This window comes from Rhodococcus jostii RHA1 (assembly GCF_000014565.1).
Taxonomy (GTDB): domain Bacteria; phylum Actinomycetota; class Actinomycetes; order Mycobacteriales; family Mycobacteriaceae; genus Rhodococcus_F; species Rhodococcus_F jostii_A.
Map to the genome: position 1 here is coordinate 61,009 of NC_008270.1, position 24,671 is coordinate 85,679.

Sequence of the window (24,671 nt, forward strand, 5' to 3'; positions counted from 1 at the left end):
CGGGTGGACTACCTGCTGTGTGACGAGCACTGGGCAATGATCCGACACCAACAGCTACCCGGGCAGTGCCCTCGATGCGGGGCGATCGCCTACTCGGTCGAGGACATCGTGTGTGCCGAGGTCCCCCTGGGGAGGACTGTCGACCAAGTGTGGCCCATGATCGGTCGATAAGATGTCGCGGGGTGAAATGGTGTTCTGCGGCACGTCATAGGCGTCTGATCAGACCGGTGTATCCCGCTATGACAAGGGTGGCGAATGCCCATCCCAGTAGTTGGAGTATCCAGCTGAGAACCGTGATGACCTGGCCCGTTGCGGCTGTTGTATCTAATTTGCAGCGGTCACTGGCGGGTAGTTTGATCAGCGGCAATCCGATTTGAATTCCGAGTGCTAGGCGCTCAGTCTTGGTGCACGGTTGTCCTTCGTTACTGGTCAGACGCGAATGCTGAGCGACGTAGACACCGGGTCCTGGCGTGTCCGCGTGAATATTTCCGGAGGCCCAGCCGAGCCCCATCGACAGAATTACCACAATGAACAGTCCCAGTGCTGCCCTCCATGTTTGGTACCCATAGCCGGTCGTTTTACCCGTGACCCATGACAGTGCCCGGCGAAAAGCGATACCGGCCTTGTCACCCGTGCCCTGCGTCTTGAGCCATTGACGGTGATACGTCTGTTGGGCGATGAGAACTTTCCGAGCTTCCTGGTCGTGACCCGAGGCGGTGTACGTCGAGGCGAGCTGCCGCCACGGTTGCATCGCGTATTCCGCGGTGTGCCGCTGGAGGCATTCGATCCATTCGTCAGCGGACATGTCCTGTGGAACGTGCGGATACGTCAATCCATCTACATTGAGCCATAGGCCCGAGCCGGGCCCAAAACCAGTCGGAAGCAGCAGGGAATTGACTGATGCATCCCGGAGATTCAAACTGCTGACACAAGGTTTTCCATTTGCTCCGGCTCCGCATATGAGCTGGCCGCCGATGTTCGCCCCGATCAGCCGCACCGCGTCAGCGTCGGTGCTAGTGGCTGTGAATTGCTCGTCGCAGAACATGTCGGCTGCCACGCTTAGGCTATCGGCCTGTAGGGCTGTGCCGGCTTTGCTTTCCAGGTGGGCACCTTTGAAGTTCAGTTGGCCGCCGATGTTCGCCCCGAGTAGCGACACCGCATCCTTCTTGGTGCTGGTGGCTTTGAATCCTTCGTTACAGAACATGCCGGCGGTGACCCTCAGGCCGTGGGCCTGTAGGGCTGTGCCGGCTTTGCTGTCCACGTGCGCACCTTTGAAGTTCAGTTCGCTGCCGACGGTAGCTCCAGGTAGCCGCACCGCATCCTTCTTGGTGCTAGTGGCTTTGAATCCCTCGTTACAGAACATGCCGGCGGTGACCCTCAGGCCGTCGCCATCAAGGGCTGTGCCGGCTTTGCTGTCCAAGTGGGCACCTTCGAAGTTCAGTTGGGCGCCGATACTCGCACCAGATAGCGACACCGCATCCTTCTCGGTGCTGGTGGCTTTGAATCCCTCGTTACAAAGCATGTCGGCTGTTACGCTCAGGCCGTCGGCGTGGAGAGCCGTACCCATCTTGCTTTCCAGGTGCGCACCCCCAAAGGTCATTGGGCCGCCGACGGTAGCCCCAGGCAGCCGCACCGCATCACCCCCGGTGCTGGTGGCCGTGAATCCCTCATCACAGAACACGCCGGCGGCGCTCAGGCCGTCGGCCTGTAGGGCTGTACAGGTGTCGCTAACCAGGTGCGCTCCTCGGAAGTTCAGTTGTCCGCCAATGCTAGCCCCAACCAATTGCACCGCGTCCGCGCCGGTGCTGGTGGCTTCGAACCCTTCGAAGCAAGCATCATGGGTGACCTGGAGTCCGTTGGCGTTGAGCGCGCTGCCGTCGACTGTGGTCCAGTGGCAATTCTTCAGGGTCAGCGAGGTCAGGTTCGCGTCCTCCGCTGATATCGAATCGGACGACGTGCAATCCTCCAGTGACAGAGGGATTTGTGTCACCAGATAGCAAAGGTCCAACTCGCCGCAGATCTCCGCACCTACCAGACGTAACCCGTGGGGATCTGGAATCAAGTCGGGATCGACGACCCCGCGGAGCACATCACGGATAAACTGTCCGGACACCCGCCTCCGCGAACCGTCAGAAGCGCGGCAGTCTGTGGCGACCCCGGTAACAAGATCATCCAGTATCTGCTGCTCGGTCTTCGTCAGCGGGCGCGTTGTCGGCATGACGATATCTTCACCAACGCGCAACGCGGGGCGTGGCCGACACTCCCAGCTGGGTTTGGCCTTTCCGTCGCGGCAGCTTCATGCCGAAGCAGATCACGCCAAGAGACCGCGATTGTGAGTTCTCGATGGGTTAACCCAAGAGGTGCTGTTCAAGCAATGTCACACAACTCCGGTGGAGTGGATCTTCCTCCAAATGAGAGGGAGTGCCGATTGCTCCGGACGGGAGGCGTACGTGATGCAGCGAAGCTGGGGAACGCTCGTAGTTCAGGCGGGGCAGTCCAGGTCCGAACTTATGGTCCTCGCAATTGCTGTGTCAGGACTGAGGAGTGGTACCGATGAATGTCGAAGTTCGCCGCATCCACCCGATGGAAGCAAAGATGATCCGCCAGTTGGGGGGTCGACGATGAGTGTCCCCACCGGTCGCACGCATTTCATCCGCACCGCTGATGGCACCTCCTTGGCTGTGAGTGAGGTCGGATCCCGGACGGCGCCGGTCACTGTGATCTTTGCGCACGGATTCTGTCTCCACATGGACGCATGGGCACCGCAACGGGCCTACCTGGCCGAGGTCTGGTGGGGGCGTGCCCGGTTGGTCTTCTTCGATCACCGCGGCCATGGCAGATCTGGCGGGGCGGACGTCGGCAGTTACACGATTGTCCAGCTTGGACGGGATCTGGATGTGGTGATTCGCACGGTGGCGCCAAAGGGGCCGATTGTCCTCGTCGGGCATTCGATGGGCGGGATGGCCGTGATGTCCTACGTCGCCCATCACCAAGAGGCCGCGGCCGCGCAAATCATCGGGGTCGGGTTGATCTCGACCGCCGTCGACAATGTCGCCGGCGCCGGCATCGGGCGCGCTCTGAGAACGCCGGCGGTGACGTTGCTGCGGACGGCATCAGCTCACGCCCCAGGGCTCGTTGGCCGCAGCTGGGATCTCTCACGTCGCATCTTGTCGCCGGTGGTCGGCGCAACTTGCCCGCTTGCTCCGAGTGCAAGTGTCCGTGCCGCCGCCACGTCCTACGGGATGGTTCACGCGACGCCGATCGCCACTGTGGCCGCCTTCCTGCGTGATCCGCGGATATACGACGCTTCCCCGGCGCTCGACGTGCTCGCGCGGGTGCCGGCGTCGATCATCTGTGGAACCCGGGACAGGGTAACCCCGATCGGACACTCACAGCGACTCGCAGCGGCTCTTCCACTCGCCGAACTCATCCCGGTGAGCGGAGCGCGACACATGGTCGGCCTCGAGCGCCCTGCCGTGGTGAGCGAGAGTCTCGATCGACTGCTCGGCCGCGCGGTGGGGCGCCGCGAACAGGCCACCACCCGCAGATCCAAATACACCCTCGTCGGGCGTGAGATCTGATGGGACGCAGCCATGACCGGATCAGCCCAGACCGCGGCAACGGTGTTTTCGATCCCGACCGGGGCGACAGCGACGTCGCCACCCGCAAGGAAGGCGCCCTGATCTCGCAGCACGCCTACGACACCCGCGCCGATCTCCGCAGCGGAGCACGAGAACTCGACACCGCCACCGAGAACCTACCCGGATTGACCCGGGCGCAGCGGGACCTCAACCGTGCCTATCCACGGCCCACGCCGGCGGCAATCGGAAACTCTCGGCTACGCCCCCGGCTGCCACCAGCGATCGAACTCCGTCGCACACTCTCGGCACGGCAACGGAACACCCGATCCGCGGCGAAGCGCCGCGTCCTCGACGCTATGCCGAAAGCCCAGTACACGGCGCTGGCGGCGTTGACGTCGGACCCGAAGACCTGGCGGGAGACGAACAACGCCCTCTCCGCGGTGGCCGGCGACGCTGTCGAGCTCGACGATGCTCGCCGCAAGCAGGTCCAACGAGTGGACAGGGCAATCCAACGATACGAACGCGAATCCGGACGAGGGCATTTGGTGTACACCTCGGTGAGCATCCCCAACGCGGTCGTGAACCCGTCAGATCTGCCCTCGACGCTATCGCCGGGGACGGTCCTGTCCTTCGACCGGTTCACTGCGGCAACCCATTCGCTGCACGAGCTGGACTTGACCGCCCGGCCCTCCGATGTCGTCTTTGAGATCCAGACCGACCGGGGCATGTACTACGGGCAATCTTCCCGCGTAGTCAACTCACACCATCTGCTGCCACGAGGAATGCAACTCCGGGTGGTGGGGGCTCATTTTGTGCCGTACGAGCGGCCCGGACAGCCGCCGGGGGAGCGCCTGGTCGTCCAACTTGTCGATCACGAGACGCCATGACGAGTCGAGGCGGGGCGTTCGAGACAGATTCAAATCACCGGAAGGATCACACAGTCATGACTGCGGACAAGCTGCGCCACCGGCGCCCCGACCTGACCTTTCATCCCGATATCTTCGCTGCGCCCGCGCAATTCAGAGTGGTGAAAGCCGCGCCACACGACGATGCGGTTCCGGCCGCGGACACAACGCAAGGGAAGGAGGGCTCCGGCGCCGACGCTTATACCGGACGACGAGATGGCAAGGGGCTGTGAGCAGAAAGAAAAGTCGGAGGCCACCTACAAGATGGTGTGCCTCCGACTCACCCGGTGCATTCTCAGTACCCACACCCTATTTGATCTTCCGCATCCGGTCCAATTCTCCACGCCCTGTTGGTCGATGTGGATGCCCGACTGGGTTGCCCCGGTTGTGAGTTCGGTCGAGTTGTACAGGTCTCTCTCTACTGTCGGTGATCGCACGACACCCTCGCGGTCATCGAGACAGTACTTCCGCCCTTGGCCGCCACACCAACGGCAAAGGAGAAATCATGGATTTCGCATCGATCATCGTCGGCGTCGCAGTGGCCGGCGCATCAGCTGCCCAGGGCGGCGGAGTGGACCCCGCGATCACCGACAGCGTCACGTCGGTCGCACAGGAACTACCGCCCGCTCTCGCCCAGTATGTCCCGGACCCGCAGCCCTATCTCGACGACGCGGCCCGGGCAGTGCAGCAGGCGCAGGAGCAGTTGCCCGCCGAGTGGCAAGCCGAGATCGAGGACGCCATTCCACCGGAAGTCCAGGATGCCGCTGCAGGCGCCAGGGAACAGCTCCCGCCCGAGGCGCAGGGCCTGATTCCCGAGGTGGTCCTGCCCGCCCCCAGTCCGGAACTCCGGCCCGCCGGCGGTGTCACCCACCCGGCAGGCCCCGCAGCTCAGGCACCGTCATCGGATCCGCAGCAGGAGACGAAGCCGGTAGTTCTGCCTCCTGTCGTCAGCGGAGCACCCACCACTGCGGCCGGCATCCCCTCCCTGACAGGGATGCTCGCCCCGACCGCAATCAGTGATCTGACCTTCGATCCCCGCTTTCCCCGCAACCTCGAGTTCGCGCGTGCGGTCATCGAAGCGGCGATGCGTGCGATCGGATTGCCCTACCAATGGGGCGGCGGCCTTCTCGCCGGACCGTCGATGGGCGACGGCACCGGAGGAGCTACCGCCGGCTATGACTGCTCCGGGCTCACTCGCTTCGCCTACTACATCGGTACCGGCGGCACGAAGGTCTTGCCGCGAACCTCACAGGAACAGTTCCGGGCAGGCCAGCAGATCAGCATGGACCAAGCCCAGCCCGGTGACCTGCTGTTCGGGAACTGGCAGGCAGACGGGGCCAACCACGTCGCGATCTACCTCGGTGGCGGAAAAATGCTCGAGGCACCGCAGACCGGGCAGCTCGTCCAGATCAGCGCCGTCCGTCCGGACATGGTGCCCGCCCGCTTCCTGTGACCCCAGTCGGCACCATCAGGGATGGTGCCCTGCGCTTGATCCCGAAGCGGAACAATACGATCGCCACTATAGACCCAGACCGGCAACAGGTCGTGTCGCGACGTGCGGCACGACCGCAGAGAAGAAGGAGACAGTGACACATGACGATTACGCCAGCAGCCCACAAGAAGGCAATCGAGGCCGCACGAAAGAATGCGGAAGCACTGGCGCAGAAGGCAATCGAAACACGAGTCGCGCTTGTCGGAGCCATCGGGGAAGCGGTGGAAGAGCTTGCCGCGCTCGATTCCGCACGCGAGGCAGCTGTAGATGCAATCAGGACGGCCCACGAGAACGCGATCGAAGGCGGATGGACGGCCAAAGAGCTCGCAGCCATGGGTTACACCGCCCCGAAGAAGCGGAAGAGCACATCCGGTAAGGCCGTGCGTGGTGGCGCCGGCAAGGACGCGACTGAGACGACCGACGTCGCAGATGCTGCTGCACCGCAGGGAGGCGATCAGCCGCCGAGCACCGACGGGCAGATCTCCAGCGAGCGTGAACCTGAGCATTCCTACAGCTAGGAAGCGGCCGGTGGTGTGGCCCCGAGGGCTACCAGGAACTTCGCCGGGCTGGCATGGGGGCCGGAGTCAGAGCCACATGTCAGAGGGTGCCGTCACGATGATCACGAGAAGGAGGTGGCATGACCAGTACACAGACGTCTCCGCAGCAGTGGGCACGGGGCATGCTCGTCCCCGGCCGGGCAGTGGTTCTGGACGTTGAATCGACCAATTTGGACGGCAGCATCATCGAAATCTGCGTTTTGGACGCCGCGACCGGGGATCCACTGCTCGATACCCTGGTCGATCCGGGCGAGGTTCCGATCCACCCGGACGCGTATGCCGTGCATGGAATTGCCCCGGCCGATCTGATCGGCGCACCTGGCTGGTCTACTGTCCACCAGGCTCTGATTGCGGTGACCACTGGGCGAGTGACGCTCAGCTACCACAGTGAGTTCGACAAGGGTCGCGTTCTCCATGATTGTGCTCGGCACGGTCTCGACCCTGCGCACCTCGCCGACTCCGAGATGTGGGGATGCATCATGCGGATGCGATCGCAGGCCGAGGGCACCGAGAAGAGCATTCGGCTCGATGGCGGACACCGAGCCCGCAGCGACGCTGCGGCCGCCCGCACCGTCCTGCTCGGCATCGCGGAGGGCGCCTCGGCGGCATCCACCACCGTGGACCCCGCCACTACCTCCCACTTGCCGGCGTAGTCCACCGTGCCGCACGTTCGAGGCGGGTCCGGTAGCAGTCTCCTTGTGGGTCTGCTCTCTCGGCTGGTGTCCTTGCTGGGATCCTGATTGTGATTTACCCTGGGATCTGGAGGTGGTTCGTGATGACCGCAGCACATCCCCGGCCGGATCTGGAGGCGTACAACCAGGCCGCCCGTATGTCCCAGCCCGAGCTGGTCACCGCGTTGCGGGAGCTGCTGGGCGCGAAGCTGGTCGCCTATCTGGGGCGGGTCAAGGAGACCCGTGCAGTGCGCCAGTGGGCAGAGGGCACACGGACGATCGGTAGCGACTCGGATGTGGAACGGCTGCGGATCGCGTACCGGGCGGCACGGCTGATCACCGCCCGCGACACCCCGGCGGTGGCGCAGGCCTGGTTTCAGGGTTTGAATCCGATCCTCGACGACCGCGCCCCCGCCTTGTTGCTGCGCGAGGGGGAACTCGCCGATGTCGGGCCGCAGGTCCTCGCCGCGGCCCGGCAGTTCGCCGCCGTCGGATGACCCAGGTCGACCATGCCCTCGTCGCCACGGCGCAAGGGTCGATGTGGTGCGCCCACCGATATGGGTGCGAGGTCTATCGGGTCGGGTTCGCGCCGTCGCCGTGGGAATGGACACCGTGGGTGTACGCCACCGACGGCCGGTTCACCGGCCGGTGGGACGACCCGGACGGTGTGTGGCGCACCCTCTATGTGGGTGCCAGCCGATTGGCCTGCTACCTGGAGGTCCTCGCCTACGCCCGGCCGAGCGCGCAGGTGATCGCGGATCTGGACGAGATCGTCGTCGACGACGAGGATGCCGCCGCATTCCCCACTGTCGAACCCGGCCGGGTGCCGCGGTCGTGGTGCGTGCCTCGCATGGCCGCCCACGGCGCGCTGACGGGGTGGTTTGCGGTCCCCGGGCATCCCGAGACGCTGGCCACGCTGCGTGTCGGGTTTCGGTCGGCCGCGATCCGGCACGGACTCGATGATCTCGACGGCGCCGCGATTCGGGACGGCCGCCCGCGGGCGTTGACGCAGGCAATCTCTAAGTGGATCAATACCCTTGGCGGTCCGGACGGATATCCGATCACCGGTGTCGAGTTCGACTCGCGGCACGGTGACGGGCTGCGGTTGTGGGCAGTCTACGAGCGACCGGGTGACCCGGTGGTCAGCCCCCATGTCACCGCACTGGATCAGATGCCGGTGGCACCCGACGACGGTGACCTTGCCGGGGCGATGCGTCTGCTCGGACTCGAATGGGACGACACGTGAGTCCGGCGGCTGGGGGATCACGAGATTCTCCGCAGCGTCGCGGTGGAAACCACAGTCGCGACACCGGTTGTGGCTGGGTCGGCGGAGGTCCACAGCGACGTGACACCGCGCTAACTTCTCTCTCTTGTCGCGGTCCCGTGATACCCGCTCGCCATCAGACGAATTCGCGGATCCGGGGGAGGACGTGGGCGAGTTCTTCGAAGAGGTTCGGCCATCCGCGGCGGAGGCGGGTGATACGGCCGTGTTCGAGGAAGGCGCCGTCGAGCATGTGGGAGACCCGTAGGTGTTTTTCGGGGGTGCCGAGTCGGCGGAGTGTGTCGTAGACGGGGTTCACCGGTAGCTGGTGGTGGGCGATGTAGGCCCAGATCTCATCGACGCTCCAGTCCCACATGGGCCCGAAGACATGTGTTCCGTCGGCTCGGTCGATGAGGCCGCCGTGGTGTCGGCGTTGCTCGGTGGTGTTGGTGCAGCAGCCGTCGCAGTCGCGTGTGACGTGGCTGCTGAGTGCGTTGTAGTACAGCGACCAGCGTCCGGTCCCTTTCGGTGATTCGTCGGCGCGTACGCCCCAGATTTCTCCCGGCCCGTGTGTCGCGTGCGCCGCGCGGGAGGGTGCACCGATGAGGATCTCGCGCAGCTTCTGGCTCGTGGCTCGCGTGGGCTGTTGGTGGTCCCATTCGCCGGACTGGGCGAGGACGGTCAGCAGTGGTGGGTCGGCGCGGTGGGGTTCGAGGTTGAGGTTCCAGGTGTCGGCGAGTGCGGTGATGTAGGTGTAGGTCTCGGGGTACTCGAGGCCGGAGTCGAAGAACACGACGGGGATGTTCGGTTCGACCTGCAAGGTGAGGTGCAGTGCGACGAGTGAGTCCTTGCCGCCGGAGAAGGCGAGGTATCCGTCGTGGTCATCGAGGTGCTGCTCGATGCGCCCGGTGAGGGCCCTGAGGTCGCGGCGGGGCCGGCGCAGTGCCCGGAGAGTGTTCAGGTCCAGGCCGTCGGGTTCGGGCTTGCCCGCCACACGTCCTCCTCGCATTGTCCGGTCGGTATCGAGATCTCGCAGTTTCTGTCACACAGTGTCCGCCCGGTGGATCTTCCTCCATGCGTAGGGCGTTTGAAGTCGCCTGGGCATGTGAGGAGTGTTGGTGTGGGGAAACTGTGCGAGGTGGCCGGCCGGCAGGACGTCGTCGCCGCGGCATTCGCGTCGACGAAGACGCGTGAGGTAGTCGAGCTGGCGAGGGTGGGCCGGTGTGCGAGATGCGCGGCGTTCCCGGTTCCGGTGGAGGCGGTGACCAAGGTGGTCTCCCGAACGTTCACGGGTTTCGATTCGTGGAAAGCGCCCGCGGAGGGTGGGCTGTGCACGTCCTGCGCCTGGGCCTACCAGCACCCGGATCTGCGCAGAAGCATGCATGTGGTCACCACACGATCAGCAATGAGGGCAGTGACCGCGGCGGATCTCGAACGGATCTTGTCGCAGCCGCTCGAGCCGGACACCGCCGTGGTGGTGCCCTTGCGGCCCGGCCGAAAGCACATCCTGCCGCACGCACGGTGGGGCGGGATTGCGGTCGAGGACACGTGCCTGCCCTGGACTACGCGTGACGTCGCGGCGGTGACAGCGATGCGCCGACTGCGGGCGCTAGGGTTCGGTGCCCGCATGCTCGCCGAGCCTGCGGCCCCGTATCCGGTGCTCACCACGATCGCCCCCAGGCGGTGGCCGGCGGTCTTCGCGGACTGGGACCGTCTCGCCCCGTACCGCCAGATCGGGCAGTGGTGGGAGCTCGCACTGCGAGCCACCGTGTCGGCGAGTGCGAAAGGAACGAAATGACCAGCCCGACCGATCGATGGCTCGCGGCCGCACCGGCGGGGCTGCCGCCGCTCAAGGGGCCGGCGGCAACAGCAGAACGCCTGCTGCTGTTGCTGCACTACGGGATCGACTGGGATTCGGGATGGGTCGGCCGGCGACGGGAAACGTACTGGACCCAGCACCTGCCGAACCGTGTTCGGGTCGCCACCTATATCGGTGGCGGCGATCTCGACCGGTGGTGGTCGGTGGTCTCACGGTCCCTCGAATCGGAACCGACGAACACCGACCAACGGCTGGAGCTGGCGACGTTGCTCCGTGAGGAGTCCGAGCCGGTGCTGACGTTGCTACGTGAGCGTCCAACGTCGTACGTGCTGCGCACACGGATCGTCGCCGAAGCCGTGGCCGCCGCTCGCACTTCGGGAAGGAAGAAATGATGAGGTCGACGGTGCGCTGGGATGTCGAGCTGACCGCGCTGTCCTCGATCTCCCAGAAGGGGGAGGACTCCGGAACGACGACGACACTGCTGCGGCGCGAGCCGGTGATCCAGCCGGATGGCAAGCCGGTGCTGGTGCCGATCGTGTCCGGGAACTCCCTGCGCGGCGGGTTGCGCAGGATCGCCGAGGAGCTGTTCCGCGATGTCATCGGCTACGAACAGCAGATCCCGCTCTCGGCGGCGCACGCGCTACGCAACGGCGGTTCTCTGACGAAGGTCACCGGCGACGGTCTGACCGGTCGTCGGCGGCAGCGACTGCGGGAGCTGGTTCCCCCGATCGGGGTGTTCGGCGGCAACGGCGGAGGTCAGCCACCGATCGATGGCTGCCTGAAGGTGGGCAAGGTGGTCCCGCGGGTGCGTGAGACCGAGACGATCATGACCCGGGCGTATGACGGCCGGCTGATGAGTCAGTTCGAGTTGGTCTCCCTGGAGAGCTACAGCCGGTTCGACGACACCGACACCCGGGCGTTCCCCGAATCCTCCGCGGGGGGCGGAGCCGGCAAGGATGTCGGCTCGTCGATGCTGATGCGATTCGAGGTCGAAACACTCCCTGCGGGAACCCGTTTCGAAACCTTCTTGCGGCTGGACCGGGCCACCGAACTCGAAATCTCGTTCTTCACCGATGTGTGGGGCAGATTCGCGCGTGACGGATTCCTTGGAGGGCGCAGCGCGATAGGTCACGGGCGGGTTCGCGCCGAATCGGATCGGGTGGTGTTGGCCGGTCCGGACCCGCGGTCAGTGGACTGGCGTGTCGAGCTGACGCCACTGCGCGATGAGGTCATCGAAGCATTGTGCTGGCTGACATGACGGGCACCGAGGAGATGGCACCGTTCCTGGTGCGGGCGCACCTGTCGTCGGGACTGGCGCACGCGACGCCGTGGGGAATCAGTCTCGACGGGATCCTCGCCGCCGAACTGTGGGCCGATCACAAGGCCACGGCATGGGGCCGAGGCGAGTATGTGCCGGCGCTGACACCCGGGAGCGCCCCGCCGGATCTCAAGCTGCCACTGGCGCGATGCGAGCTCGCCGGCGAGGACTGGCATTGGTGTGCGACGTGCTCGTTCCCCGAGGACCCGGCCGGTGATCCCGTGGTGCGGCACTGGGCGTCGCGGGCCGATCACCGCGGGCTCGAGCAACTCAGTCACACGCTGCCGGCGGTGATCTCGGATCGGCAGGGCCGCTACCGGGCTCGTTACATGCCCCTGATGATCACCAGCACTCGCACGGTCACCTGGCGCGGAGTTGGAGATCTCGACGCCGTCGCCACGATCCTGGGTGGCCTGGATGTCATCGGTAAGAAGCGGGCCCATGGTGAGGGCAGGGTCCTGCGGTGGGAGTTCGAACACTGCCCCGCCGCCGACCGGTGGGCGTCGGCGCACCTGCATAGCGACGGCACTCTCGGGCGCACCACACCACCGGCCTGTCTGCCCGATCTACTCGAACCGGAATCGGCCGGCTTCGGGTTGGCCGGTCTGCGGCCGCCGTACATGCACCCGACCCGAATGCGGCAACTCCACCTACCTCGATGAGCCGCCGCGTGGTGCGGCTCGCCGACTATTCGGAACGCGGGAGGTCGGGCACAGCGACCGGTTCGGGCAACGTCCAGCGAGCAAGTGGGGTTTTCGATCCGTTCGGAGGATAGAGCGCGACCTCGGCGATCGACACGTCGTCGGTCAGCTTGTCCCCGATTCCGGGGAACAGGACGAGGCCTTCGGCATGGCCGTCGAGGGCGTTGTCCCCGATCGCGGTCGGAATGTTGCCCCAGGAACTATCGCCGGTGATGGTCTGTCCGCTGAGTGTGCGGACCTTCCAGTTGGTCGATGTCGCGTTCAGGGTTCCGGAGTCGACGTCGAGCACAATCGGGAACAACAGTATCCGCGGCTCCCCCATGGAGGTCTTTTCGATCAGCTGAGGTTCTTTCACCTCGATGCGGGCGGTGACGTCGGCGGCGGTAATAGACTGAGCGGTTCCGCCGATGGTGTCCGAGTTATCCGACGAGATCGTGGTCCCGTTGGTTGCTGCGGTCGTGGTCGTAGATCCAGTGGTGGTCATCGCTGCCGACGTGGCGGCCTGACTAGTGGGAGTGGCCTGTTCGTCGCCATTGCCGCACCCGGACAGGGTCAGTCCCAGTGCGGTGCAGGCAGTCACGGCAGCAATCGTGGTTCTGCGAATGATCATCGTTCATTTCCCCTTTTCTCCCCTGGCTGACTGGGCGCCCTGTGAACAGGGTCGTGGTCAGCCTCCATGCGCGTGCCGATTGTGGCGCGGACGACGCCATCGAGAGTAGCGGTGTGGGACCGGTGTCCTGGTCACGGGCGTCGCGGAATGGGTTGGTGTGGACTGTGACCGGCCGAGAACTAGGTCAGAGCGGCGTTTCCACCTGCCCCTGATGAGTAGTTGATGGTTCGTCGAACACGTTCCATTGCGCGATGTCACTCACCACGTACGCCGCGGATCTTCCTCCCAGTGACAACAACTCGCACTTCGCCGGAGAGGCCACCACGGATATGACAGACAACCCAATCGGACTGGCCCCCGGATTCGTCGCTAGAACCTGGTGGGTGTCCCGGAGGTGCGAGTTCGTGTGGAGCTGTCCAGGTCAGGCGTTACCGTCCGCCTCACCGAGACACCATCTGCGGGAAAAGGGAGATGAGCGAGATGACCGATACCGACATACGGCCCAGGATGGAGTTGGACGCTCCGGAGTGGCGAGACTTCGCGCTCTGCCGAGTGACCGATCCGGAAGCGTTCTTCCCCGAAACGGGGGAGAACGGCCGCCCAGCGAAGCGGGTGTGCGCTGGGTGCGAGGTTCGTGAGGCCTGCCTCGCTGAGGCGCTCGCCCACGATGAGCGGTTCGGGATCTGGGGTGGGCTGACCGCAGCCGAGCGCCGCAAGCGATACCCGAAGCGTCGCCGGTGACCGCCATGGCCGTGGACTTCGAACACACCAGCCAGGACGAAGGGCGGCGAGGCACCAAAGCGATCCAACTCGCCCGATACCTCTGGGATCGGGTCGTGCCCCGGCCGACCTGCTGTCACTACGGGCGCAACAGTTTCGCCGACTTGCGCGGCGGGCGGGCATTCATCCGCCATGTTGGCAGGAGACCTGTTATGGCACAGCGGTTTTGCCGTAGCAGAAGACGCGGTGGGCGCGGGCGGATCCTGAGCATCCCGCTGCTGCTCGCGCGCGCATGACGAGCGGGACTTGTGGATGTCGCCGACGCAGCCGGAGCCCGAGGCTGATGGGACCTGTTGTAATGGAGAACCGGCGATTGGGGGGAAGCGATGAGTGACGCGTTCATCCTCGGCGTGGCATTCGCTATGATTCAGCGGTGCCGCTGGCGGCGCCGCTGTTACTGCACAACCCAATTCATCGGTGACACGGCCCTTCCGTCCGCGCTACGGTCATCGCATGCGTGATCTCCTCGAACAGTCCGTCCGCTACCTCGAAGCCCTCTCCGACGCCGCCGTGGACGCGGCGCCCTCCACAGACGCCTCGTTCGTGGCTGAGTTCGCCGAAGCCCTCCGCGAGTGTGCAGAGGCGGTCAAGATAGCCCGCGAGGACATGATCGACGCCGGTCGCCCGATCAGCCCTGTCTACTCGCACCCCGGCGACGAGGACACACGGGAAGAACTCGCGTCGCGACTGACCGCGCACCTCTTTACCGGGTAGTCCGCTCCGCTTCTCGTTGAACCGCCCAATGACAACCTATTCGGCGGGGCCGAGAACCCGGATAGGTGGACTCAGGAGTACCTCCCATGTCACGGGCACCTCGTGGTCCGGGCTTTGCTGGGACCAGTAGCAATAGGAGTGATACGACGTCATCAGAGCGGTGCCAGGGGCGCGGAGCAGCTCCATGTTGGCCCGGAATCCGTCGTGATCGGTCTCCACCTGCCAGATCTTCGCTGCTTCAGTCGGATCGAAGGCAGTGCGGAAGGCGCGGGCCTCGTCGAGTGTGTCCACTGCGAAGGCAGATTGAAAACGAGACGGTGCGGTCGGAAAGTGTGCCCGACGCACGTTCTCCGATATCAGCTCGATCAGATGATCTGTGACTTGAAACTGAGCGGCCGCGTTGACGAAGTTAATCTCACCGTGCGCGGCAACGCCATCGGGAAACAGCACGTCGAGGTGCTGTTGCAGCGCTGTCGGTTCGACGTCGTCGAAGCGGGTGAGCCCGAGCGACAGTCCCTCGTGAAGGGTCCCTCTCCGGTTGACGGTGTAGAAGCGCGGCATTTCTGAAAACCTCTCTAGTGGTGTGTCTCTGATTTAGCTGATCTTTTCGAGTGCGACGCGGCCGCGCGCGACCTTGGCGAGGATGGATTCGGCGGTCGCGGTCCATTCGTACGGTCGGGGGTTTTCGTTGTGGGCGTCGAGGTATTCCTCGATCGAGGCGATGAGGTGCGGTACGGAGTGAAAGACCCCGCGCCGCAGAGCTTTATCGGTCAGCTCGCGGAACCAACGTTCGACGAGATTGAGCCACGAGGAGGAGGTGGGAGTGAAGTGCAGGTGGAACCGGGGATGCTTGTCGAGCCAGGCCCGGACCTTCTCGTGTTTGTGGGTGGCGTAGTTGTCCAGGATCAGGTGGATTTCCAAGTCCTTGGGCACCTCGTGGTCGATGGTGCGCAGAAATCGCAGGAACTCCTGGTGGCGGTGGCGGGGCAGGCACTGGCCGATCACGGTGCCGGTGAGGACGTCGAGTGCGGCGAACAAGGTGGTGGTGCCGTGGCGCTTGTAGTCGTGGGTCATCGTCTCGCCGCGGCCCTTGATCATCGGGAGCGAGGCCTGGGTCCGGTCGAGGGCCTGCACCGACGACTTCTCGTCCGCGCACAACACGATCGCCCGCTCGGGCGGGTTCAGATACAGACCGACGACGTCGACGAGCTTGTCCTCGAATCGCGGATCGTTCGACAGTTTGAACGTCTCGACCCGGTGTGGCTTGAGTCCGCGAGCGGACCACACCCGCTGGACGGTGTCCTTGGAAACCCCGACCGCCTCGGCCATCGTCCGGCAACTCCAATGAGTCTCGCCTTTCGGGCGGTAGTTCTGCGTCAGGTCCACGATCTCCTCGATCTTCTCCTGCGGGATCGAGGGCTTGCGACCACGACCCTTGCGCACCTCACCCAACCGCGCCATGCCGTCCTCGGCGAACCGCGCCCGCCAGTTCGCCACCGACCCCGGCGATACCGACAATGCCTGGGCGATGGCCGTGTTGGCCATGCCCTCGGACGCCATCAGCAGCGCCTTGGCCCGTACCACCTCCCGGTGTGCACCCGACTGCGACCGCGCCAACGACTCGAGCAAAACGCGCTGCCCATCGGAAATCTCCAAAGCGGGTACCGGATTCCTCATGTACGGATTCTATCGAATCGATCGACAATTATTTGCGAGACACACCACTAGCTGTGGGTGATAGTCGACTCACCATCCGACCGCCCCCATCTCCTCATAGTCGAAATGGTGTCCACCAGGAGGGACGTACGTGCGGGCGGCGCTCGGCTGGTCAAGCGGTGGTATCGATGGTGACCTCGGCTCGGCCGTCGAGGGCAGGGAGCAGGTAGTGCGGGCAGGTGACCACCTGACGGGGCACGGGAATTGTGCGCCGAGTGCTGTCGAGGTAGAGACGATATGCGAGCTGACTTTCCCGGTGGACGCCGGTCGCTGGGTCGACGGCGCCGAGAAAGTACCCGTGCGCGGCGTCAACGGTGGAGAAGATCGTCCGCGCCCACTCGGCGGGCTCGGCGGGCGGCAAATACCGGGGCTCGCCCGTCTGCGCATCGACGGTGTGCACGATGACGGTGACAGTGAACCCGGTAGCCGCGGGAAACCACGCCTCGGCCGCGGCGTCGAACGGTGCGATGGACGTGTGGATCTGAAGCTCAATATTCGTTCCGGTGCGGGCCGCCGCCGTGATGATGTGCGAATCTGCCCAGACGTCATCGGTGGCCAGGTGTGGCAGCGCTTGGTCGGAGTCGGTGTGGACGCTGCCGGGATCAGCGGGCATGGGCTTGTTTGTCCCGTTCTCGGATGATCTGGTCGGCCAGGCGGTACACCGCCAGTTCGTCGGGGATACCGACCTTGGTGGCGCGCTCTTGGGCTGCGATGAACGCAATGACCTGCTTGTTCCCCTGTCTGCGATCTCGGTACAGGAACTGGTGGCGTGCCTCCGCGAGGTCCTCGAGCACCAACCACTGGAAGCGGTCGAGACTGGTGGCGATCTCGGCGATACGCACCCGCTTCGACTGGACTGTGCGCCACCGGTCAGCCAGGTCCGATCCCCCGAGCAGTACACCGAGGACCATAGCGCAGATCGCTGTGATCATTCGGCGTCCCTTCTTGAGGCCACGGATTTCTTCGGATCACTGGTGACCACGTGCAGGGCGATGGTCGCCGCGATCGCGACAAACACGGTGAGCAGCAGGGGCAGCGAGAACTCGGACGCGGTCACCGCCCCGACGGCAGCGGCCGCGAAGGCGAGCACGGCGAGCAGCCAGAGGGCTCGGGCTGCCAAGGCCCGATGTGTGATCTGGGCGGCTGAGCCCGCGACGACCAGCACGGCGCCGAGCCAGAGAGTCCAAATGGGCATGGTGTGTGGCGGGTCCTTCCGACGTCGGCGGGCTTGAAGTCTCGTGGGACAGGGTGTCATGCTGCCGGTGGCCGAGCAGGTCGGTGCGGTCGCAATCGAGCCACAGTCTCGGTTGGGAGAACCGGAAAAGGTCGTCGAAGCTGCGCAAATGGGCGCGCAATCAGTCCATGCGGCTGATCGGGCCGATGTTCTATGACGGCACACTCCATCAGCACTGATTTCACGTTGCGGTGGTTGTCGAAGGCGGATCGCGTGGAGGAGCTACGCCGTCAGATGGCGGCGATCCCGGATCGGTCTGTTGAGCCAGCCACTCCGATGTCGTTTGGCGGTTCCTGAGTCGGAACCGGCGTCGGCGACGAGCGCGGAATCGATTCTCCGACTGCTTCCTGTGGCTCCAGCCTTCGCGAAACTGTTGCCCAGAGGTGTCACGATGGCAACGGTGCGGTGGGGGTGTATTGAGCTCCTAAGTTTCGATTAGCCTTAGCTCGGGCCGTCTAGGTTTCGATTTCTCCTGATTTCCAGTAATCGGAACCGGCGCCAAGCCGAAAATTAGATCGTTGATGTCATGGGATTCCACCCCAAGATCTGCGCAAAGCTGGTTGAAGCCACCGCTGGTGGTCCAGACGTCGTTCATCACCTTGCTCAGTAATCGCGATGACTCTCGTTCGCTCATCCCGTCAGGCTCCCCAGATCGGTATCCTTTGCGGGACAGGTTTACACACGTGGTGTGATATAGCCAGTCGCTTAGTAATCCGATGTCGTGGAGACGGTAAGCCAGCGCGATCGCTGCAACTTTCCACCTCTTCTTTTTGACGAGAATCTGGTGAAGTGGTGGATTCATCGAGACTTGGGCACGAAGGTCGCTTTCGGGCATCAAGAATGAGGAAGCAAAAGCATCTGCTTCACGCTCAGCGTCAACGCCGGTCGATCGAGTCGGACCGCTGTGGAGAACAAGATGACCCAGTTCGTGTGCTGCGTCGAACCTGCCACGCTCGGCTGACTTATGCGGGCTGAGAAGTACATACGGGCGACCGCTGTCTCGGAAGGAGAAGGCATCAAGCGCGCCCTGTTTCGTCCTTGCCGAGAAAACCGCAACTCCGTGAAGCTCGAGCAGATGCACAACGTTGCCTAGTGGAGCCTCGCCCAAACCCCACTTTGCACGGACGATCTCGGCAGCCGCCCCCGCTGCGGCTGTCCCAACGTGCTTGTCGAGTGTCGGTACGTTGACCGGTGGTGTGTCGTAGTGGGAGTCGATCCATGTTCGCAGCTCGACGGCATGGCTGCAGATTGCAATTGCCATATCTCTGTTACGGGCTGTCATCTTGGTTGGTGCTCGGAAGCTGACGGAATCGGTCGGCACCTCATCAAGAGCGGGACGTAGGAAATAGTTCGACCGAACTTTGAGCGCCTGCGCAAGTCGATCGAGAGTGTCTTGTGAGGGGTCCTTTTTTCCGTTCTCGAAGTCAGAGAGACTTTTTGTGCTCAAACCACTTTCGCTGCTGAGGGCTGTGATGGTGACACCGCGGCGTTTCCGGGCGGCTGTGAGTCGTGAGGATACGAACACGCGATTCGCCTCACCCATGTCTGCCTCCTTGCTCATACCTTTCGCGTGACTGAGAAGTCGTAGTCAGCGCCGGTGTCGTCGTTACCTTGTTCTTCCGGGGACGCCGAAGGATCGATAGGTGAGATCAGCAGGCGGTAGGACCACTTGGAGATTTGGTCGCCCTCCATGTCGATCGGCTGGCTCACCTCGGCATAAAGCTGCCCGTCCGGGTGCGCGTTCGTCAGTAGCATCCAAGTTTCACGAAAGCTGGCGAAGGCTGGGTCGACCTCGTCGCGGGACATCAGAGCGAATTGCGCATTCTTCTCAACCGCGTCGCGGACGGTGCGACCTTTGGGGTTCTTCGTGCTAGGGACTCCGTAGTCGGTGCCAGTGAACCCGTCGCCGCTTGTGACGATCAGGCACCGACTCCCACTGGGGTGTACGAGCGTCGGCTGGTTCCAGTAGTCGACCCGCGTCCAACCTTTCGGGATCAGCATTTCGCTTAGGCGCCGGACATGGCGTGACCAACGAGCCATTTCGCCGGCACCGTTAGCGTCCAGGGCGGTATAGGTCATGCGCTCCGCGTCGCCGTACAGGAGCACCTCATGAATGGTCGAAACATCGATGTCCAACTCGGCAAGCTTGGCTTGGCCGGAAAGCGTGGAAGCGGAGTCCAAGATCAAGAACAGATCCCTTCTATAAGGTCGGTAGGTTCATGATACACGACCTAAATCTAGGTTGTAAAACATGAACCACCGTTTCCTTCGGGACCATCTGCCCTTGAGCTCCACACAACAGTCCCCGATCGGCGATATTTCGTGGCCTATGCGTTGGTGAGGGCCCGTGCGCGCCGAACTTCATGCCTGGGTGAGGTGTTGACCGATGGCCAGTGGGTGGCTGTAGGGACCGGGTTGAAGCTGACCCTTAACTCTCCCTTAACCGTGGCTGTGGTGTCGGCGCCTCATGGAGGTCTCATCGCCCATTGGTTCGGGCCTTTTTGCGCGGCCGAGCGGTATCCGGGTTGACTTGGCGCTTGATGGCAGTGTCCAAGATGAGCTGGTCAGGGGTGCCGGTGAATCCGCGGATGGAGTCCAACAACGCCCGATCTCGACGGCCGGTGAGCTTGGGTCCGACGAGGTCCAGCAACTCTTCCCATTTTGCACGGGCGAGCTCATGCTGAAGGCGGCTGGAGATTCTGGTGTCGGTGAATGAGCGCAGGGCCAGGGCGGCCTGGACTCCGTCGAACTTGCCGATCAAGGACACGTAGATAGGGTCGGCATTCCAGGCGACGCCCTTACCGTTCGTGAGGAAGACATAGACGATCTGGTTCACGTAACGTGGGCTAAGTTGTGCGGGAACTTGACCATATCGGCCAACGAGATCGAGCAAGCGTTGGGCAACTGAGGGTTCCTCGTAGAAGTTATTCCATCCCTCGTGGGCGTTGTTCAGCTCGTCGAGGGATTGGGCGACTTCGGCAGCGCGGTCGGATTCGGGCAGGTAGGCGGCGCCGTCAACAAGGTCGAGTAGGTCGCGGGCACGTTGCGCACGGTCAAGGTCTGCGTTTGCGCGGAACCGTGAGAGTTTGATGCCGCACTCGTTGCGAGCGTTCTCACTGACATAGGGCCAGAGAGCTGGCCAGAGGTTGCGGACGTTGTCTTGGGTATCCGGGGTGGCGTCCGGCGGGTTGAAGATGCCGAACAAGCCGGCCGCGAGGTTGTCTGCTTGGTCCTGTGGAAGCTGATCGAAGAAGGTTGCGGCGTTATCTAGCTCAGCTTCGGGTAACCGTAGCGTCCGGACGTTGTGCAAGAGTCGTCCGATTTCGGCGACGACGTTGTCGCGGGGGAGGGTGATGACCTCGCGAATGCAGGTTTCCAGCCATTCGGCCAGTTTCAGGCCGGTGAGAGCGTTCTGATTGGGGTGTGCAGCGCTGGCGTTGTTGCGCATGTAACGGATGTGGTCAAGCTGCTTGTAGCCGATATCGCTGATTAGTTTGATGCGGTTGGCCGCTTCCATCAGCTTCGCATCGTCGATTCTGGCAAGGTCCTCCGGATTCTTGAGGCTGCTTCGGCGGGCGGGGTCCGGTTCTGCGAGGTCGAAGAAGTAGGCGACGTCGAATGAGGCGACTCGGGCCCGCAGCTCGTTTATCGTCTCGTTCCAGAGGTAGTTGAGGGCGGCATCGAACAGTCCAACTGAAGCGGCCAGAATCATCTTGGCGACGTAGGAAGCACGAGCTCGCTGGGTGTCGTCGAGCCCTTCAAGGGCATCGGGTGCGTTCTTGAGCAACTTCTCTCGCTCGCGCACGTTGACAATGATGTCCTCGGTCGGAAGCCCCCATCCAACACCGTCACAGCAGTCGCCAAATCAGCCACAGAAAATCCTCCAGAGTCGAGCGAGTTGGTCAGTCTCGCTACCGAATTAGACTCCTCGATTATACGTTCCGACCTGCGCAAATAGGGGTTCCGTGCTCGTCCCGCGTCCCCGGCGGGTACGAACTGGAAGCGCCATTGGCGAATCGGTTCTGCCATGTGGAGTTCACTCCGTCTGTGGACGAGTGGTTGGACGGTATGGCGACGGGGTGGGCCACGCCGCCCGCCTCGCGTGCGGTGGCGACGGACGAACAGCGCGTGGCGCTGGTGCGTAGTTCGATCACCGGATATGTCCAGCGCAACCCGGAAGCGTTGGACGCGTTCCCGTCGTCGGCGGCGCAGACCGGGGGAGCGTGGCCGTCGCGACGCACGTGGGCGATGCTGGCGGCGGTGTTGCCGCATCTGCGTGACGACGACAACGCGGCGATCAATGCGGCGGTGTTCGGGTTGATCGGTGAGGGGACTGGTGTCGAGTTCCTGGAATGGCGCAGGAATGCCGATCTGCCCGACCCGGTGGCGGTGATCGAGAATCCGGAAACGGCGTTCGACTGGCAGTCTCGTCCGGACCTGGTGTGGGCAGTTCTGTCGGGTGTGACGGCGTGGGCTGCGGGGCGGGGCACTGTCGAGGCGTGGCGCAGCGCGTGGGGGCCGCTGATCGCGGCTGCGGAAGCGGGTGCACCTGATGTGGCGGGCGCTGCGGCGCGGACGTTGGCGAAGGCGCGGCCCGCCAAGGCTGTGGTTCCGGCTGCGGCGAAACGGTTCTCCCCGATGTTGGTGGCTGCGGGTCTGGTCGGTGAGGCGGCGTGAGCGCGGTGCGGGTACTCGACCCGGACGAGTTGCGCGCGTTTCGGTTGGCCCGGTTGGTCTCTGCCGAACAGATGCCGTACTTCATGCGGGCGTTGTTCGCGGCGCAACCGGTGGCTGCGCCGGGGCTGGGCACGTTCGCGGTGGATGCGCAGTGGCGGTTGTATCTCGATCCGGCGCTGCTGGTCGGTGCGAACGCGTGGCCGGTCCCGGTGGCGGGTGCGGTCCTGTTGCACGAGGTTGGGCACTTGCTGCGGGCACATGCCGCGCGCGCGGAGTTCTTGCCGAAGCCGGTCGCGCACTTGGCGTGGAACTACGCCGCCGATGCGGAAATCAACGATGACCTTCTCGCGGCCGGTGTCGGACTGCCCGAAGGGGTGATCACCCCGGAGTCGTTCGGGTGCGCATCGGGAGGCATCGCGGAGGACTACTACACGAACCTGGTAGATCCGTCTGCCCCTCCATCTCCGAACGCACCCGCAGACGGCGACGGCGATCCGGGGTGCGGGTCCGGTGCGGGGTGCCCTGCCGTGCCCGGCGAGTTGGGTGCGGCCGGGAGTGAGGTCACCGAGGGTCTCGACGGCGCGGAGGCCGACCTGGTGCGGCGGTATGTCGCGAAGGCCGTTCGTGAGTCTTCGGGAAAGGGGCGGGGGAGCGCCCCGGCCGGGTTGGCGCGGTGGGCAGGTGAGGTACTGGCACCGCCGACCGTGGCATGGGATCGGTTGTTGCGTGCGGTGATCCGGCGTGCGCTGGCGGATCAGGCGGGGCGGACGAACTACACGTATTCGCGACCCTCGCGGCGCGGGATCTCGGGCATAGTCGCTCCGGCGATGCGCGGCCCGTCGATCACGGTCTCGATTGTGGTCGACACGTCGGGATCGATGTCGGCAGACGATCTGGATGCGGCGATGAGTGAGGTTGCCGGGGTGCTGCGGGCTGGCGGTGTGGTACGGGATCGGGTGCGGATTCTGGCCTGTGATGCGTCGAGCACAACGGCGCAGCCGGTTCGGTCCATCGCGGACGTGAAACTGATCGGCGGCGGCGGCACCGACATGCGGGTGGGTATCGAGGCGGCCAACGCTGCGCGTCCGCAGCCGCATGTGGTGATCGTCCTGACGGACGGGGATACGCCGTGGCCGGATCGCCCGTCGCGGTCGCATCTGGTGTGCGCGGTGATCGGCAGTGACACGGCTGCGGGGCGTACACCGTCGTGGGCGTCGACGGTGCGCGTGCCGGTCGGCGCGGGAGTTCGCGCGTGAGCGCGGCAGGAAGCGGCGACCTGGTCCGCTACGCCGACCGGGTGTTGGCCGGTACCGGGATCACCGCCGGCCAGGTCGCGGCGGTAGTGGCAGGTACGGCGACCGATGCGGCGGCGTCGGCTCTGCGCGCCGGTTGGCGCTGTGCCGCGAATCCGGTGCAGGGGAGCGATGAGGGGCGGGGAGCGGCATGAGCGTGGAATGGTTCGACCTCGCTCAGCGGCTCTATGCCGCCGAAACCCGGTCGCCGGTGGCTCGGCTCACGCACACCACGTTCGTGCCGTCCACGGCGGCGCTGGCGGTGCGTGCGGTCGCCCGTGGTGGCAGCGTCACGGTGGCAGTGGCCGGGTTCGAGGGCCGCGAGGAACGTGCCCGCGACGTGGATGCCCTGGGACTGCTGGCCGCACACGGTGGCACCATCGTGGGGCGCTGCGACCCGGCACCGTTGCTCACCGACGACACCGGCACCCTGCCTGCCCTGGTGACGTTGGCGCGGGCGCACGCACACCACCCGGACCCGCAGGTGGCCGGTGCTGCGGCGATGGTGGCGTGGTGGGCGGATCGGGCAGACCATCCCGGCACGTCGGCGGTGGTGAATCTGGTGGCCGCGTCGTCGGCGCGGTATGTCCTCGGCATCACCCCGGAGGCCGAACGGTCGGCGACCACGTGGCGGCAGTGGTTCGGCATCTCCGATGACAGCGTCAGCGGCTTGCATGAGTGGGCCGCGAAGATCAGTGGCGGACCGCTGCTGCCACTACTGGAGCCGATCCACGAGGATGACCGTTATTCGTGGGACCGCGCGCTATCGGCAGCGACAGCCGGGCATGACTGGTCGCGCCCGGACAACACCGCCAGCGCCGCCATGGGACTGCGCACCCGATGCGATGCCGCCGACTTGAAAGCTGCCGCCCTGCTCGATGATCCGCTCTGGCGGCAACGCGCAGTCCATACCGGGCATGTGGCGGTCGGGGTGGCATCGGTGACCCCGCCGCCGACAGGCACGCGTCGGCGGGGCGCATCGCTGTCGGTGACCTGTGAGCGGCGCGATGCACGGTTGCGTGTCGGATCCGAGGTCACCGGCTGGATGGGCACCCCAGCGGACAGACCCTTCGAGCGGTTCTGTGTCGAGGTCACCTCGGCGCAGGTCGTAGAGGGAAAGTTGGTCCTCGGTCTCGGCTCGGTCGGCGCACACGCCCCCGCACCGGGAGCAAGGGTGTGCTTGATGCCCGGGCCGCCGTCCCCGCAGACGATGCGCGCGGGTCGGGGCCGATACTGGCGGCTCTACCGTGCCCGCCGTTCCTGGCTCTCCACCGGCCAAACACCGGTCGCTGCGCGGCGTGAGGTTCCCCTCGACGTGCTGATCGCGGGCGCAGAGGACTAGC

At 64.6% G+C, this 24,671-nt stretch carries 29 protein-coding genes; 18 read left to right on the forward strand and 11 right to left on the reverse strand.

Going from position 1 to position 24,671, the window contains the following annotated elements; all coding sequences use genetic code 11:
* Positions 1–205: 205 nt before the first annotated feature.
* The gene (locus RHA1_RS41045; RefSeq protein ID WP_011599926.1) at positions 206–2,218 is read right to left on the reverse strand and encodes a hypothetical protein; all 2,013 of its coding nucleotides are present in this window, start codon (positions 2,216–2,218) and stop codon (positions 206–208) included.
* A 403-nt stretch (positions 2,219–2,621) separates the two neighbouring features.
* On the opposite strand from RHA1_RS41045, the gene RHA1_RS41050 reads away from it, so the two are divergent.
* The 8 genes from RHA1_RS41050 to RHA1_RS41085 all read left to right on the forward strand — a co-directional run bounded on the left by RHA1_RS41050 (position 2,622) and on the right by RHA1_RS41085 (position 8,452).
* Positions 2,622–3,581 (forward strand): alpha/beta fold hydrolase, encoded by a 960-nt coding sequence (locus tag RHA1_RS41050; protein WP_041813589.1) that lies wholly within the window; start codon positions 2,622–2,624, stop codon positions 3,579–3,581.
* The gene (locus tag RHA1_RS41055; RefSeq protein WP_011599928.1) at positions 3,581–4,468 is read left to right on the forward strand and encodes a hypothetical protein; all 888 of its coding nucleotides are present in this window, start codon (positions 3,581–3,583) and stop codon (positions 4,466–4,468) included. Before RHA1_RS41050 ends, RHA1_RS41055 begins: the two co-directional genes overlap by 1 nt.
* 56 nt (positions 4,469–4,524) lie before the next feature.
* A complete protein-coding gene (locus RHA1_RS41060) occupies positions 4,525–4,719 on the forward strand; it encodes a hypothetical protein (RefSeq protein WP_041813591.1) in 195 nt (64 codons plus the stop codon).
* Positions 4,720–4,991: 272 nt separating this feature from the next.
* Positions 4,992–5,939, forward strand: a complete 948-nt coding sequence (locus RHA1_RS41065) for a C40 family peptidase (protein WP_011599929.1) — start codon at positions 4,992–4,994, stop codon at positions 5,937–5,939.
* Positions 5,940–6,079: 140 nt separating this feature from the next.
* Positions 6,080–6,496, forward strand: a complete 417-nt coding sequence (locus RHA1_RS41070; protein ID WP_011599930.1) for a hypothetical protein — start codon at positions 6,080–6,082, stop codon at positions 6,494–6,496.
* 119 nt (positions 6,497–6,615) lie between these two features.
* The gene (locus RHA1_RS41075) at positions 6,616–7,188 is read left to right on the forward strand and encodes a 3'-5' exonuclease (RefSeq protein ID WP_011599931.1); all 573 of its coding nucleotides are present in this window, start codon (positions 6,616–6,618) and stop codon (positions 7,186–7,188) included.
* A gap of 122 nt (positions 7,189–7,310) precedes the next feature.
* Positions 7,311–7,703: a hypothetical protein gene (locus RHA1_RS41080; protein ID WP_007299950.1), complete on the forward strand. Its 393-nt coding sequence runs from the start codon at positions 7,311–7,313 to the stop codon at positions 7,701–7,703.
* Entirely contained in the window at positions 7,700–8,452 is a 753-nt protein-coding gene (locus RHA1_RS41085; protein WP_011599932.1) for an RES domain-containing protein, read from the forward strand. Before RHA1_RS41080 ends, RHA1_RS41085 begins: the two co-directional genes overlap by 4 nt.
* 154 nt (positions 8,453–8,606) lie before the next feature.
* Here the strand turns inward: RHA1_RS41085 and RHA1_RS41090 are convergent, their stop codons facing one another.
* A complete protein-coding gene (locus RHA1_RS41090; RefSeq protein WP_011599933.1) occupies positions 8,607–9,461 on the reverse strand; it encodes a phosphoadenosine phosphosulfate reductase domain-containing protein in 855 nt (284 codons plus the stop codon).
* A gap of 126 nt (positions 9,462–9,587) precedes the next feature.
* Between RHA1_RS41090 and RHA1_RS41095 the strand changes: the two genes are divergently transcribed.
* Genes RHA1_RS41095 through RHA1_RS41110 form a run of 4 tightly spaced genes read left to right on the forward strand, consistent with a single transcriptional unit; the run spans position 9,588 to position 12,266 of the window.
* Complete coding sequence (locus RHA1_RS41095) at positions 9,588–10,265, forward strand: hypothetical protein (protein ID WP_041813593.1); 678 nt, start codon at positions 9,588–9,590, stop codon at positions 10,263–10,265.
* Complete coding sequence (locus tag RHA1_RS41100) at positions 10,262–10,678, forward strand: hypothetical protein (RefSeq protein ID WP_011599935.1); 417 nt, start codon at positions 10,262–10,264, stop codon at positions 10,676–10,678. The genes RHA1_RS41095 and RHA1_RS41100 overlap by 4 nt, the downstream gene beginning before the upstream one ends.
* The gene (locus RHA1_RS41105) at positions 10,675–11,544 is read left to right on the forward strand and encodes an RAMP superfamily CRISPR-associated protein (protein ID WP_011599936.1); all 870 of its coding nucleotides are present in this window, start codon (positions 10,675–10,677) and stop codon (positions 11,542–11,544) included. The genes RHA1_RS41100 and RHA1_RS41105 overlap by 4 nt, the downstream gene beginning before the upstream one ends.
* Positions 11,541–12,266, forward strand: coding sequence for a hypothetical protein (locus RHA1_RS41110; RefSeq protein WP_011599937.1), 726 nt, complete (start codon positions 11,541–11,543; stop codon positions 12,264–12,266). Before RHA1_RS41105 ends, RHA1_RS41110 begins: the two co-directional genes overlap by 4 nt.
* Positions 12,267–12,291: 25 nt before the next feature.
* On the opposite strand, the gene RHA1_RS41115 is transcribed toward RHA1_RS41110, so the two are convergent.
* The gene (locus tag RHA1_RS41115) at positions 12,292–12,885 is read right to left on the reverse strand and encodes a hypothetical protein (RefSeq protein ID WP_237727098.1); all 594 of its coding nucleotides are present in this window, start codon (positions 12,883–12,885) and stop codon (positions 12,292–12,294) included.
* Between the two features lie 501 nt (positions 12,886–13,386).
* Here RHA1_RS41115 and RHA1_RS41120 point away from each other — a divergent pair.
* Positions 13,387–13,656 (forward strand): WhiB family transcriptional regulator, encoded by a 270-nt coding sequence (locus tag RHA1_RS41120; protein WP_011599939.1) that lies wholly within the window; start codon positions 13,387–13,389, stop codon positions 13,654–13,656.
* A gap of 492 nt (positions 13,657–14,148) precedes the next feature.
* Entirely contained in the window at positions 14,149–14,409 is a 261-nt protein-coding gene (locus RHA1_RS41125; protein ID WP_011599941.1) for a hypothetical protein, read from the forward strand.
* Between the two features lie 36 nt (positions 14,410–14,445).
* On the opposite strand, the gene RHA1_RS41130 is transcribed toward RHA1_RS41125, so the two are convergent.
* The 8 genes from RHA1_RS41130 to RHA1_RS41165 form a co-directional block, all read right to left on the reverse strand.
* On the reverse strand, positions 14,446–14,970 hold the full coding sequence (locus tag RHA1_RS41130) for a DUF2441 domain-containing protein (RefSeq protein WP_011599942.1): 525 nt from the start codon (positions 14,968–14,970) through the stop codon (positions 14,446–14,448).
* A gap of 33 nt (positions 14,971–15,003) precedes the next feature.
* Positions 15,004–16,086: an IS630-like element ISRjo2 family transposase gene (locus RHA1_RS41135; RefSeq protein WP_011599943.1), complete on the reverse strand. Its 1,083-nt coding sequence runs from the start codon at positions 16,084–16,086 to the stop codon at positions 15,004–15,006.
* A 151-nt stretch (positions 16,087–16,237) separates the two neighbouring features.
* Positions 16,238–16,738, reverse strand: a complete 501-nt coding sequence (locus tag RHA1_RS41140) for a hypothetical protein (protein WP_011599944.1) — start codon at positions 16,736–16,738, stop codon at positions 16,238–16,240.
* Positions 16,728–17,057, reverse strand: a complete 330-nt coding sequence (locus tag RHA1_RS41145) for a hypothetical protein (protein WP_011599945.1) — start codon at positions 17,055–17,057, stop codon at positions 16,728–16,730. Before RHA1_RS41145 ends, RHA1_RS41140 begins: the two co-directional genes overlap by 11 nt.
* Positions 17,054–17,320, reverse strand: a complete 267-nt coding sequence (locus RHA1_RS41150) for a hypothetical protein (RefSeq protein WP_016880407.1) — start codon at positions 17,318–17,320, stop codon at positions 17,054–17,056. The genes RHA1_RS41145 and RHA1_RS41150 overlap by 4 nt, the downstream gene beginning before the upstream one ends.
* A 463-nt stretch (positions 17,321–17,783) precedes the next feature.
* Entirely contained in the window at positions 17,784–18,902 is a 1,119-nt protein-coding gene (locus RHA1_RS48100) for a helix-turn-helix domain-containing protein (protein ID WP_148228530.1), read from the reverse strand.
* A 14-nt stretch (positions 18,903–18,916) separates the two neighbouring features.
* Positions 18,917–19,546 (reverse strand): hypothetical protein, encoded by a 630-nt coding sequence (locus RHA1_RS41160; protein WP_011599948.1) that lies wholly within the window; start codon positions 19,544–19,546, stop codon positions 18,917–18,919.
* Positions 19,547–19,835: 289 nt separating this feature from the next.
* Entirely contained in the window at positions 19,836–21,164 is a 1,329-nt protein-coding gene (locus RHA1_RS41165; protein WP_011599949.1) for a hypothetical protein, read from the reverse strand.
* A 242-nt stretch (positions 21,165–21,406) separates the two neighbouring features.
* On the opposite strand from RHA1_RS41165, the gene RHA1_RS41170 reads away from it, so the two are divergent.
* The 4 genes from RHA1_RS41170 to RHA1_RS41185 are packed head-to-tail and all read left to right on the forward strand — an operon-like array spanning position 21,407 to position 24,670.
* Positions 21,407–22,036, forward strand: a complete 630-nt coding sequence (locus tag RHA1_RS41170) for a hypothetical protein (protein WP_011599950.1) — start codon at positions 21,407–21,409, stop codon at positions 22,034–22,036.
* Positions 22,033–23,292, forward strand: a complete 1,260-nt coding sequence (locus RHA1_RS41175) for a vWA domain-containing protein (protein WP_011599951.1) — start codon at positions 22,033–22,035, stop codon at positions 23,290–23,292. The genes RHA1_RS41170 and RHA1_RS41175 overlap by 4 nt, the downstream gene beginning before the upstream one ends.
* On the forward strand, positions 23,289–23,483 hold the full coding sequence (locus RHA1_RS41180) for a hypothetical protein (RefSeq protein WP_016880405.1): 195 nt from the start codon (positions 23,289–23,291) through the stop codon (positions 23,481–23,483). The genes RHA1_RS41175 and RHA1_RS41180 overlap by 4 nt, the downstream gene beginning before the upstream one ends.
* The gene (locus RHA1_RS41185; RefSeq protein WP_011599952.1) at positions 23,480–24,670 is read left to right on the forward strand and encodes a hypothetical protein; all 1,191 of its coding nucleotides are present in this window, start codon (positions 23,480–23,482) and stop codon (positions 24,668–24,670) included. Before RHA1_RS41180 ends, RHA1_RS41185 begins: the two co-directional genes overlap by 4 nt.
* The last annotated feature ends 1 nt before the right edge of the window (position 24,671 follow it).